The 12594-nt window shown below is 41.2% G+C and carries 10 protein-coding genes; 7 read left to right on the top strand and 3 right to left on the bottom strand.

Annotated elements, in window-relative coordinates; genetic code table 11:
- Window positions 1–704: 704 nt before the first annotated feature.
- From ACE1TH_RS19495 to ACE1TH_RS19485, 3 genes are read left to right on the top strand one after another with little or no spacing between them, the layout of a single operon-like run.
- Entirely contained in the window at window positions 705–3140 is a 2436-nt protein-coding gene (locus ACE1TH_RS19495; protein WP_375079794.1) for a heavy metal translocating P-type ATPase, read from the top strand.
- Window positions 3130–3294, top strand: a complete 165-nt coding sequence (locus tag ACE1TH_RS19490) for a hypothetical protein (protein WP_176554512.1) — start codon at window positions 3130–3132, stop codon at window positions 3292–3294. Before ACE1TH_RS19495 ends, ACE1TH_RS19490 begins: the two co-directional genes overlap by 11 nt.
- A 12-nt stretch (window positions 3295–3306) precedes the next feature.
- Entirely contained in the window at window positions 3307–3513 is a 207-nt protein-coding gene (locus ACE1TH_RS19485; RefSeq protein WP_099305831.1) for a heavy-metal-associated domain-containing protein, read from the top strand.
- Between the two features lie 63 nt (window positions 3514–3576).
- Here the strand turns inward: ACE1TH_RS19485 and ACE1TH_RS19480 are convergent, their stop codons facing one another.
- Window positions 3577–4647 (bottom strand): exosporium glycoprotein BclB-related protein, encoded by a 1071-nt coding sequence (locus ACE1TH_RS19480; protein ID WP_303709412.1) that lies wholly within the window; start codon window positions 4645–4647, stop codon window positions 3577–3579.
- A 257-nt stretch (window positions 4648–4904) separates the two neighbouring features.
- Window positions 4905–5828 carry a proline dehydrogenase family protein gene (locus tag ACE1TH_RS19475; protein ID WP_099305827.1) on the bottom strand — a complete coding sequence of 308 codons (924 nt, stop codon included), beginning with the start codon at window positions 5826–5828 and terminating at the stop codon, window positions 4905–4907.
- A 165-nt stretch (window positions 5829–5993) separates the two neighbouring features.
- On the opposite strand from ACE1TH_RS19475, the gene ACE1TH_RS19470 reads away from it, so the two are divergent.
- Window positions 5994–7526, top strand: a complete 1533-nt coding sequence (locus tag ACE1TH_RS19470; protein ID WP_375079793.1) for a sigma-54 interaction domain-containing protein — start codon at window positions 5994–5996, stop codon at window positions 7524–7526.
- 78 nt (window positions 7527–7604) lie between these two features.
- On the opposite strand, the gene pruA is transcribed toward ACE1TH_RS19470, so the two are convergent.
- A complete protein-coding gene (pruA, locus tag ACE1TH_RS19465) occupies window positions 7605–9155 on the bottom strand; it encodes an L-glutamate gamma-semialdehyde dehydrogenase (protein WP_099305823.1) in 1551 nt (516 codons plus the stop codon).
- Between the two features lie 120 nt (window positions 9156–9275).
- Between pruA and ACE1TH_RS19460 the strand changes: the two genes are divergently transcribed.
- From ACE1TH_RS19460 to ACE1TH_RS19450, 3 genes are read left to right on the top strand one after another with little or no spacing between them, the layout of a single operon-like run.
- Window positions 9276–9974, top strand: coding sequence for an NAD(P)-binding domain-containing protein (locus ACE1TH_RS19460; RefSeq protein ID WP_099305821.1), 699 nt, complete (start codon window positions 9276–9278; stop codon window positions 9972–9974).
- Complete coding sequence (locus ACE1TH_RS19455) at window positions 9958–11019, top strand: C45 family autoproteolytic acyltransferase/hydrolase (protein WP_375079792.1); 1062 nt, start codon at window positions 9958–9960, stop codon at window positions 11017–11019. The genes ACE1TH_RS19460 and ACE1TH_RS19455 overlap by 17 nt, the downstream gene beginning before the upstream one ends.
- Before the next feature lie 60 nt (window positions 11020–11079).
- Window positions 11080–12561 carry a bifunctional metallophosphatase/5'-nucleotidase gene (locus tag ACE1TH_RS19450; protein ID WP_255224841.1) on the top strand — a complete coding sequence of 494 codons (1482 nt, stop codon included), beginning with the start codon at window positions 11080–11082 and terminating at the stop codon, window positions 12559–12561.
- The last annotated feature ends 33 nt before the right edge of the window (window positions 12562–12594 follow it).

Below are 12594 nucleotides of genomic sequence, written 5' to 3'. Positions count from 1 at the left end.
GGCAAGCAGAGAGACACCTGAAAAGGTGTCTTTTTTTGTATAGAGAGGCGCAAAAGAGCTGCGCTTCGAAGAAGCGAAATGAAGAAGCAAGCACTCAGATTGAACAAAGCACGAATCCAAATCCATCATGAATAAACATCAAGGAAAGACATCGTGCCGCCCTGTGAGACGGAGTTATGAATTTCGTAAGACGACATGGAACGCATCCATGAAACCGCTTCGTGCGAAACGTCCCCGTAGAAAATCATGACGGAGCCAAAGGACGTTGCCAGGCAAGCAGAGAGACACCTGAAAAGGTGTCTTTTTTTGTATAGAGAGGCGCAAAAGAGCTGCGCTTCGAAGAAGCGAAAGAAAAGCACGAATCCAGATTGATGTCGTACTTGTGTCTGTGGTGAAAGCGAGGTGGTTCTCTTATAACAAATTATAATTGCTCGTGTTTTAACAAGGAACTTGAGTGTAGTCACTTTGTTTTTGTGTATAGAGCAATGTAAAAGATCTAACATTTTTGAAAAACTATTTTCAAAGAAGTTTTTGGAGATAACTAGAAAGATGATCTTTTATAAAATAGAAAAAATCGACCATCATACTTGAATACTATAGGGGGGTATAGTATAGTGAGTGTAACAGAATAAAATGTGCAATGAGTAATCATACACTCAATGTTAATGAAGAAAGTATGAAATGGCAATTAGGGAGGCTCGACTATGGCTGATAAAGAGGTATATATCCCGATAGAAGGGATGACCTGTGCTGCGTGTGCTAATCGCATAGAGAAGGGTTTAACAAAGCTTGATGGTGTGCATGATGTTAACGTCAACTTTGCAACGGAAAAAGCCAAAGTTCACTACAACTCGCAAGAAACAGATATAAAGATAGTTGAGGAAAAAATCAATCATCTTGGTTATAAAGTGTTTAAAGAAAAGGTCGTTTATGATGTAGCAGGAATGACTTGTGCTGCGTGTGCTAATCGAGTTGAAAAGAAACTGTCGCGCACCGATGGAGTTTCAAATGCAAATGTTAACTTTGCGCTTGAAAACGTTACGGTTGAATATAATCCGAATCAAGTGACTACAGATCATCTAAAAGAAGCGGTTAAAAAAATTGGGTACACGTTAAATGAGCAAGAATCTAAAGAAGTAACAGTGGGTCAAAGGGAAAAAGAAATTCAAAATCAAACAGGGAAATTTATTTTTGCAGCGATTCTTACGTTCCCTCTTTTGTGGACGATGGTGACGCATTTTGAATTTACCTCGTTTCTTTATATGCCAGATATGTTTATGAATCCTTGGGTTCAACTTGCGCTGGCTACTCCGGTTCAATTTATTGCTGGTGCTCAGTTTTATAAAGGGGCTTACAAGGCATTGCGGAGCAAAAGCGCCAACATGGACGTTTTAATTGCATTAGGTACGACTGTTGCATTTTTTTATAGTATCTTTTTGGGATGGGAGTGGCACGTTGGCGGTCAGGTTGGCATGCCAGAGCTTTATTTTGAAGCTGCCGCAGTAATTATAACGTTAGTCATTTTAGGTAAGTTATTTGAAGTGCGGGCAAAAGGTCGAACGGGAAAAGCAATCGAAAAGCTCCTAGGAATGCAGGCAAAAACAGCCCGTGTCATACGAAATGGAGAAGAAATAGAAGTCCCAGTAGAACAAGTAGTGGTCGGGGACTGCTTTATTGTTCGACCAGGCGAGAAAATCCCAGTAGACGGAAAAATCATAAAGGGTGAATCAGCAGTTGATGAGTCGATGATTACTGGTGAGAGTATTCCGGTTGATAAAAAGCTTGAAGATGAAGTAATAGGAGCAACAATTAATAAAAATGGAACGTTAACGATAAACGCAACGAAGGTCGGTAAAGATACAGCTCTAGCTCAAATTGTTCGTGTTGTAGAAGAAGCACAAGGAAGTAAAGCAGATATACAACGTGTTGCAGATAAAGTATCAGGTGTTTTTGTACCTATTGTTGTTTTCATTGCTATCGGCTCGTTTCTTGTTTGGTATTTCCTCATTGAACCAGGCGATGTACGCTCAGCCCTTGTTCCTTTAATTACTGTTTTAGTTATTGCTTGTCCTTGTGCGTTAGGTCTGGCAACACCAACATCGATCATGGCTGGGTCGGGTCGTGCAGCAGAAATGGGAATCTTGTTTAAAGGTGGCGAACATCTAGAGAATACTCGCACGGTCAAAACGGTTGTTTTAGATAAGACAGGGACGGTTACGAAGGGCGAGCCTGAACTAACAGATATTGTAATGTTGAACGGATTGGAAGAAGAACTTCTTCCTTTGGTTGGAGCAGCTGAAAAACACTCGGAGCACCCCCTTGCACATGCAATTGTAAAAGGAATTCAAGCGAAAGGACATGTGCTAGAGGATCCTGAAAATTTTCAAGCACTACCTGGTTTTGGCGTTGAAGCAAAAGTAAGCGGGAAGACAGTTCTTGTTGGGACGAGAAAGCTAATGCATCAGAAAGATATTAAAATCGCTAATGCGGAAGATACATTGACAACTTTTGAAGAAGACGGAAAAACCGCCATGTTAATGGCAATCGATAGAGAATTAATTGGTGTGATTGCTGTAGCTGACACGATAAAAGAAACATCACGAGCCGCCATTCAGCGTATGAAACATTTAGGACTGGAAGTCATTATGTTAACTGGGGATAACAAAAAGACTGCAGTAGCCATTGGCAATCAAGTAGGTATCGATCGTGTCATTGCAGAGGTTGTGCCAGAACAAAAAGCTGATGCGATAAAAGAATTACAGCTTAAAGGCAAGAAAGTCGCAATGGTGGGAGACGGGATCAATGATGCGCCTGCGCTCGCTGTAGCGGATATTGGAATGGCGATTGGAACAGGAACAGATGTGGCAATAGAAGCGGCAGATGTCACACTAATGCGGGGAGATTTACAAAGTGTTGCTGACAGTATTCAAATGAGTAGTAAAACGATGCGCAATATTAAGCAAAACTTATTCTTTGCATTCGTATATAATTCTGCAGGTATTCCGATTGCTGCAGCTGGCTTACTAGCTCCTTGGGTTGCGGGCGCAGCGATGGCTTTTAGTTCGGTATCCGTAGTGTTAAACGCGCTACGTCTACAGCGAACACGTTTTAAAAAAGAAGGTGTGCCAAATGAAGATTAAGACTTGGATAACGATTGCTGTTGTTTATTTAGTCGTCGTGATAAGTGCTTATGGACTTATCACGGGAGAAAATATTTTTCAGAGTGGAGATCTGCATGAAGATCACGAATCTTTGATGAATCATCATGATGAGAAACCGTTAGATTTTAAATAGGAGGGGTAGTAAATGGAAAAAGCTGAGTTGCATGTAACAGGAATGTCGTGTGGTCATTGTGTATCTTCAATTGAAAGTGGCTTAGGTGAGAAGAATGGAATTGAGCATGTAGAAGTGAATCTGCAAAAAGGACTTGTGACGGTAACGTTTACCCAAGAAAAATGGACGGTTGATCAGTTAAAAGGGGTTATCGAAGATTTAGGCTATGAGGTAAATTAAAATCAGGAACAGAAAAAAGGAGCCCTTTTAATAGAAGCTCCTTTTTGCGCTATTTCATGAAAGTTAGCTTATTGCAATTCCTGCACTGGCGTAGCCGGCTACTGCATTAACTAGTGTGAGTCCTTCTGCAGTGGCGGAAAAGACCATTAATAATCGATCTCCTGCCTCTACTGGAATGGAAAGGCCGGAAGCAATACCACTTGAAATTGTACCTAATTCTAAAATGCCAGTCAAAGGCGGCGCTAACGTAACAGTTGCCCCTGGAATCGCAGTAAACGTATTATCTGGCGTTGGGCCGGCTGAACGGAATACTTGAGCTGTAATCGTAACAGTAGACCCTACTAATGATAAGGCAGCGGTTGTACTGAAATACCCACTAAGTGACGTAATGGTTCCATCACGAGGGACGGAGAAACCGAAGTTAAGCAATGTTCCTCCTGCACCAGTTAAATCAATGGTGTCTCCTCCTAGCAAACTGACTCCTGCTAGCGCAGTACCAAAGCCAATTAAACTTGTTGTACCGATTAATCCACCTGCAATTGTAGTCAAAGCCGCTGGAAGTCCGGATGCAAATGGCACAATAGCCCCCCCGCCTGCTACACCAGTAGGTCCGGTGGAACCTGTAGTGCCTGGAAGTCCAGTGGCACCAGTAGGACCTGTAGCGCCTGGAAGTCCAGTGGCACCAGTAGGACCTGTAGTGCCTGGAAGTCCAGTGGCACCAGTAGGACCTGTAGTGCCTGGAAGTCCAGTGGCACCAGTAGGACCTGTAGTTCCTGGAAGTCCAGTGGCACCAGTAGGACCTGTAGTTCCTGGAAGTCCAGTGGCACCAGTAGGACCTGTAGCGCCTGGAAGTCCAGTAGCACCAGTCGGCCCTGTTGCTCCGGTAGTCCCTGTTGCGCCGGTAGGTCCAGGAGGATTGATAATGGTTGGTCCAGTAATTCCAGTAATACCTGTAATACCACTACCAGGCCCAGTGGGTCCAGTCGGCCCAGGAGGTCCTGGAATACCGGTAGGTCCAGTTATTCCCATACATGGTGGACAGCGGTCTCCTCCATTATTAGGGGTACGGGTAAACCGCTGGATGTTTGTACATTGACAATAGGTTGATTGACAATTTTGGCAATCGTTATTCATGACACACACTCCTCTAAAAGACATTTCATATACCCTATGCTCATGCCTAAAAAAATGCGCATCATTATTGAACGAATTTTATCACTTAAAAATGGTTTGGAAAGGGCGAAAATGTTATAAGATGGTCAGCGCAATATCTATTTGGACATGTGTTCCCAGCGATTGATTTACCTCAGGCATGCCTAATTCTTTATAAAGAGGACGAAATGGCTAAAAAAAAAACATCTCCAAATAAGGAGATGTTAGCAAAAATTCGTTTACTTTCCAAAAAATCCGCGAATTGCAAAGGCAACATTTTGTGGTCTCTCAGCAAGGCGTCTCATGAAATAGCCGAACCAATCAGTTCCAAATGGCACGTAAGAACGCACTTTATAGCCTTCATCAATTAACTCTTTTTGCAGCTGTTCTCTAAATCCATAAAGCATTTGGAATTCAAATTGATCTTTATCAATTTGATTCTCGCTCGCGTACTTTTTTACATCGGCGATAATGTTGTGATCATGGGAAGCAATTGCTGTGTAACTTCCATTTTCTAAGTGTGTTTTAATGAGGTTCATATAGTTTTTATCGATTGTTTCCTTATCTTGGTAGGCAATTGTTTCAGATTCTTTGTAAGCACCTTTTACAAGTCGTAGTGGGACACCTTTTAATTGTTTTACATCATGTTCAGCTCGATGGAGGTATGCTTGGATGACGGTCCCAACGTTATCAAAATGGTGTTCCGTACGTAAGATTGATAGGATACGTAACGTTTGTTCACAGTGAGAATAATCTTCCATATCAATACGAATAAAAATATTAAAGGCTTGCGCCACTTCACAAATACGTTTCATGTTATATAAGCAAAAACCTTCATCAATGTCTAAACCAAGCTGCGTCATTTTTAATGACAGGTTGCAGTCTACTTTTGTTTCGTTAATCGCGCGCAATACGGAAAGACATGCTTCTGTAGATTCAATTGCTTCTTCTCGTTCCGTAACAAATTCTCCTAAATGGTCGAGTGTACAAGAAACACCTTTTTCATTTAATAACTGAACATTTTTAATGGCATCTTCTAGTGTTGCACCAGCAACAACTTGAGAAGCGCCGAACTTCAGTCCCCATTTTTTTGCGGCTTTATTAAGCGATTTATTTTTAGCTAGCTGCATAAATACTGAACGAAGTGGTTGTTCTAGGACCATAATTCATTCCTCCTACAAATGATGTAAACGCTATATTGAAAGATATGCAAAAAGTATGCCAACTTTGAAAAGGGTTTAATGTAGAGTTTTTTAGGCAAATCGTCTAAAATATAGACAATAAGTGACACAATTGTCTAATGTGTCTAACAGCTGAGGGGGGAGATTGTGCAAACATCATTAAAGGATGTAGCCGTTCCGCATAAAGGGAAAATAGAAGAAACGAGTTTTCAGTTACCAGAATCTACATTATTAAAAGATATACCGTCATTTAGCGATGAAGCTAAGACGATTTACACTGTAAATGAAACAAATGAAGTTGTAGGAATGATCTGTAAAAACACCCTGCCCTCTATATTACTGAAAGAATTAAAGCGCTATCATTCGTTTCACGAGACACTGTTAACAGCGATGAATGATGCTGTCACGATTGTGAATGATGAGAGTGAAATTTTAGCAATCAACCATCGATCGGAAGAGCTTTATCAAATTAAAAATGAAAATGTCAAAAAGAAACCAATCCAACAATATTTTGAAGAGGATGCGCTTGTTTTATGGTCAGTATTACGAGATAAGCAACCAGTGATGAACCAGTACAATCAACCAAAGCTAGGATTACATGTTATTGTAAATACGGTTCCGGTTTTTTTAGGTGTGCAGTGCATCGGTGGTATTTCAATTGAACGAGATATTACGGATGTCGTTAAGCTGAATGAAAAGCTATCAACAACAACAGCAAGTTTAGTTGATTTAAATGGGAAAGTGGCAGACGAACCTTTTCAAAAAATTATTGGCAGTAGTAAACCCATTACACAAGCTGTTGATATGGCGCGAAAAGTAGCAAAAACAGAAGCAAATTTATTGATAACGGGTGAAAGTGGTGTTGGAAAAGAGTTGTTTGCAGAGGGTGTTCATCACTCAAGTAAACGAGATCAAGAGCCGTTTGTTGCCATCAACTGTGGAGCAATCCCGTCGGCTTTATTCGAAAGTGAATTATTTGGTTATGTAGCTGGAGCGTTTACAGGTGCGGTAAAAGGTGGGAAAAAAGGCAAGTTGGATGTAGCGAAAGGTGGGACGCTTTTTCTAGATGAAGTTGCAGAAATGCCGCTTGAATTACAAGTGAAGTTATTACGTGTGTTACAAGAACGAGTTTTCTATCGCGTTGGGGATCACAAACCGATTCCTCTTGATGTCCGAATTATTGCAGCAACGAACCGGAATTTAGAGGAGATGATTCGAGAAGGTCGTTTTCGTGAAGATCTCTATTATCGCCTTCATGTGATTCAAATCCATGTTCCTCCTTTGCGAGAGCGTCTGGATGATTTGCCTGAGCTTATTCAACGTTTTGCGCATGAATTTGCTGTTCGGTATGAAAAAGTCGTCCCGACATTTGATCCAGAAGTGATGTATATGTTGATGAATCATCGCTGGGAAGGCAATGTGCGGCAATTAAGAAACTTAGTGGAACGGGTAGTAATTTTAACGAATGATGCGGAAGATCGTGTACATTGGTATCATTTGCCGGAGTCCTTTCAGCAGCGAATTAATCATGTTTCGTCTTCTACCCATTCTAGGAACGACGAAAGAAGCGAAATTTTGGCGGCGTTAGAAAAGACATTTGGAAACAAGTCGGCAGCAGCAAAAATGTTAGGTGTGTCGAGAGCAACGTTATACAACAAGTTAAAGCACTATAATCTGTAAAATCGACTGTCTAGTTAGACAGTTTTGTCTAGACAAAAAAAGACACGCTTTTCGGCGTGTCTTTTCCTGTTCGATCGTTTAGTACATTTCAGAAATAGTCTTTGCTTGCATGTGTAAAACTAAGTAGTCTGGTCCGCCTGCTTTTGAGTCGGTACCTGACATTTTGAAGCCGCCGAATGGGTGATAGCCGACGATTGCTCCTGTACAGTTTCTGTTGAAATAAAGGTTTCCAACGTGGAAATCGTATTTTGCTTGTTCGATCTTTTCACGGTTATTTGTAATGACTGCACCTGTTAACCCATACTCGGTATTATTCGCAATCTCTAACGCTTCATCATAGGAAGAGGCTTTGCTAATCGCAAGAACCGGTCCAAAGATCTCTTCTTGCATGATGCGGGCTTGAGGATCAACATCGATAAAAATGGTCGGGTGAATAAAGTAACCTGTAGCGTCGTCACTTTGGCCACCTGCAGCAAGTTTTCCTTCTTCTTTACCAATTTCAATGTAGTTTGTAATCTTGTCAAAAGCTGCTTGATCAATAACAGGTCCCATGTAGTTATTTGTTGATTCCGCTGGGTTTCCAACAGTTAGCTCATTCGTACGAGCGACAATTTTTTCAACAACTTCATCATAAACGTCTTCGTGAATGACGGCACGGGAGCCTGCTGAACATTTTTGTCCAGAGAAACCAAATGCAGACACGACAATTGCTTCAACTGCTGTCTCAATATCTGCTTCATTATCAACAACAACAGTGTCTTTTCCGCCCATTTCAACGATGACTCGCTTTAAATGATTTTGTTGTTTTTGGACAATCGCTGCTTTTTCATATAAACGTACCCCAACATCACGAGAACCAGTGAACGAAATGAGTGATGTTTTTGGATGCTCAATTAAGTAATCCCCAATTTCACTTCCGCTACCTGGGACGAAGTTAATGACTCCTTTTGGAATTCCTGCTTCTTCAAGCACTTCAACAAATTTCGCTGCAATAACAGGCGTTGTACTTGCTGGCTTAAGTAAAACCGTGTTTCCAGTAACGAGGGGCGCTACCGTTGTTCCTGCCATAATCGCAAAAGCGAAATTCCATGGTGAAATGACAACCGTTACGCCTGTTGGTGTATAGATGTAGTTATTTTGCTCGCCAACACGGCTGTTAACAGGTTTACCGTTTGCCAATTCAATCATTTGGCGCGCATAATATTCAAGAAAATCGATTCCTTCCGCTGTATCGCCGTCAGCCTCTTTCCAAGGTTTTCCGCCTTCTTTTACGAGCATAGCTGTGAATTCGTGTTTGCGACGGCGAACAATGGCTGCTGCGCGTACAAGAACATTTGCCCGTTCTTGAGGTGTGACTTTTCTCCACGATTCGAATGCTACACTAGCTGCTTCAATTGCTTGCTCTGCATGTTCTTTTGTCGCTTTGCCTGTTGTTCCAATCACTTCAGATTTATTCGAAGGGTTATAAGACGTAAGTTTGTCAGTTGTATCTACGCGCTCTCCGTTAATGAGCAGTGGGTAATGTCCCCCTAATTGTGCTTCGACTTGCTCAATCGCAGCTAATAGTTCTTTTTTATTTTCTTCAACAGTGAAATCAGTAAATGGTTCATGTGTGTAAGGTTGTAACATATAAATCCTCCTCCAAAATCAGTATCACAATATTTAATGCAAGAAGTATGCCAAGTATTTTGGATTGTGAGACAAAGGAAAAAAACGGTATACTTTTTTTAGGAAAAGGGGGAAGCTGAAGTGAAGGAAGTTGCGATTGTTGGAACTGGTAGAATGGGTGAGGCGATTGCTACACACATCTATTCAGATGTTGAGTTAACGCTTTTAAATAGTGGGTCCAAGCAGGGAAAAGAGTTGGCCCGAACATTACACGCGCACTATTCAACGGATTTTAGCGTTTTAAATCAAGTAGACGTCATCCTATGTTGTGTACCTCAAGGAATGACGGATGAAGTTATAAGAAAAGCAAGCCGCTATGCTTCAAAAGGAACAATCATCATAAATTGCTCGACTAAAGCATGGATTAAAGAAGAAGTGAAAAAAGAACATCACGAGCTTCATTATGTGGAAGCAAAGATTATTGGTCATGCAGGTTCCATTAAAGCAGGGCAGCGAGCGTATGTTATAGCAGAGGCAGACGAAGATGTACGAGATAACGTAACTGATATTCTTTCCCCTTTGGCAGAAGTGGTGTTTGATGATCCAGCTCTCGTTGAAGAGTTAAATAAAGTCGCAACAGAGGTAGGGATTAAAGCCGCTGTTCAATTAGACCAGCAGGTAAGAGATAAAAACCTTTCCCCAGAAATCAAACAAATTTTAGTAGAAAATGTTTGTGCTGGGGTGATGAGTGCGTATGCACGTGATGATTTAGGGCATTTTGCAAAACAAATCGTTGAAGAAATAAAAAACAAGGAGCCTAAGGATGAAAGAGATTTATAGTAAGGTCATTCAGTATAGAGGCGACCATGAATCATTCGGCTATGAGCAAGGTGTAGAAATAAAAAAATCGATTATGACTAAAAACCGAGCAAATCAATGGAAAGTACGCAAACAGCGGTTTTCAATTAATACAGATGAAGCAAAAAGGGAGATTACGGCAATTTCTCCAGGGGTTTGGCGGGAGTTATTAGGCTTGCAGCAAGCATTAGAATGGTCGTTAGAAGACACATTAAAAGAATTTGGCGGCTATCGGGTTCCATATTTACGTTCAGGTTGTTCGATCGCAACAGGTGAAGATTATTTGATTCGTAACTATGATTATCATCCAAAAACCTACGAGGGTCGCTATACGCTCTTTCAACCGAGTGATGGTGGGCTGGCTGCTGCTGCGCCAAGTCAACGGATTACAGGGAGGATGGATGGCATAAATGAAGCAGGTCTCGCAATGGGCTATAATTTCATGAATCGAAAGAAACCAGGTCCTGGCTTTATTTGCTGTATGATAGGTCGCTTAATATTGGAAACGTGTGAGACGGTTGAGGATGCAGTGGCTCTTGTAAAGCGTATCCCGCATCGACATTCCTTTAGTTATATTGTTTATGATCGCTCAGGAAAAACAGCAATCATTGAAGCGACCCCCAGGGAAGTTGCGGTGCGCTCAAGCATCCGCTGTACGAATCATTTTGAGCAACTTGTATCTGAAAACCGTCATCATTTAGTGGACTCATCACGAAGAATGGACGTACTAGCGCAACATCAGAAAGAACGATTGCCTGCAAAACAAGCTTATACGTTGTTTAATGCGGCGGATCAAGGTCTTTTCTCAGATTTGTACGATAGCTGGGCTGGTACGATTCATACATCTGTTTATTTTCCAAAATCGTTACACGCTTGGTTCACACTTGGACCTGATCAAGATCCAACGGTGATTCATTTTGAAGAGTGGTTACGTGGAAATGATCTTCCTTATCAGCAACTAACTGGAATGATTGATACGGATGTACCGTTTCTACATATGGATGATCCAGCGGATTGGTTTAGGTAAGAGCAAGTGAGTGACATTGCTTCATTTAGCACATCCTATATGGAAGAAAGGGTGTGAAAAATGAAGCTTTTTGCTGTTCCATTAATCACTATATTATTATTGACCGCTGTTCCATTTCAAGCGAATGCAAGTCAATTGGAGACAGTTCGTATTTTACATACAAATGACATTCATGGAAGAATCGTTCCTGGCGAAGGGATGGGTTTTTCAAAATTAAAAACACTTATTGATCAGTACTGTCAAGAAGACTGTTTATTGCTCGATGCAGGAGATATGTTTCATGGAACGCCTTTTGTACAAGCGTCAAAAGGGGCAGCGGTTGTATCTTTAATGAATGATTTACATTACGATGCTTTTGTACCGGGAAATCATGATTTTAATTATGGCTTGAAACGGTTACTAACTTTACAAAAGCAAGCGCACTTTACGTTTCTAAATGGAAATATTTTTTATCAATCAACGAATCAGCACGTATTTACGCCTTATATGATTAAAACAGTAGCAAACAAAAGAGTGGGTGTGTTTGGCTTAACAACGACGGAGGCTTTTACGAAAACAAACCCCATTTATGTAAATAAGTTGGAAATTAGCGATCCTTACGCGCAGGCGAGAGAGATGATAAAGCAATTAAAAGACGAGCAAGTTGATATCATTGTTGCTCTCGTTCATTTAGGCGTTGAAGGAAGCCCTGAGACAAGTCAGGAACTTGCGAAAAATGTTGAAGGTATTGACATTATTGTCGATGGACATAGCCACACGACGCTAGAGAAAGGGCTCATTGCTGATCACGGGACATTAATTTCTAGTACAGGAGCACATTTACATGCTTTAGGACTCGTCACCTTGACGTTTCCAACACATGAATCATCTAAGAAAAACGCCTCTCTGTTAAAAGATAGACCGACTCTTCAAGCGCATAGTGGAATTCAAGAAAAACTACAGACGTTACTGTCAGACATAAATGATGCTGGGAAGAAAATGGTTGCGTTCACACACGTTCATTTAGATGGTGAACGAAAAAACGTTCGTACAGATGAAACCAATTTTACACAATTTATTAGTGATGCAATGCGCGAACAAACAGAAGCGGATGCTGCACTCATTAACGGAGGAGCAATTCGTGCTTCAATCGAAAAAGGACAGATTACGCAAGGAGATTTACAGTCTGCTCTCCCGTTTGATGGACAGGTTGTAACAGCTAACGTAACGGGTAAACAGCTAAAACAGATGATTGAATTTGGTGTCGATGCGTATCCGGCTGAGAGTGGAAAATTTCCACATATTAGTGGGATGTCGGCCACATTTCACTGGCATGGAACAACACGGAGATTGTCATCATTACTCATAAATAATAAAGCAGTGGACGATTCTACCTACTATACGTTAGCGACGACTGACTTTATTATAAATGGGGGAGATGGTTATCCAAAGATACAGGCGGCAGTACGGCATAAGCATGTAAGAGACTTAGTCGTTGATCATTTCCAAAATCATCAACCTTATGCACAGAAAAAAAGTCGTTTACTCGGTCTAGAAACATAAATAATCGGGAATAGAACGAGTAAACGACAGCTT

The organism is Shouchella sp. JSM 1781072, from assembly GCF_041949915.1.
Lineage (GTDB): Bacteria > Bacillota > Bacilli > Bacillales > Bacillaceae_D > Shouchella.
The sequence above is the reverse complement of the archived record's forward strand: the minus strand, read 5'-3'. Positions and strand labels throughout refer to the sequence as shown.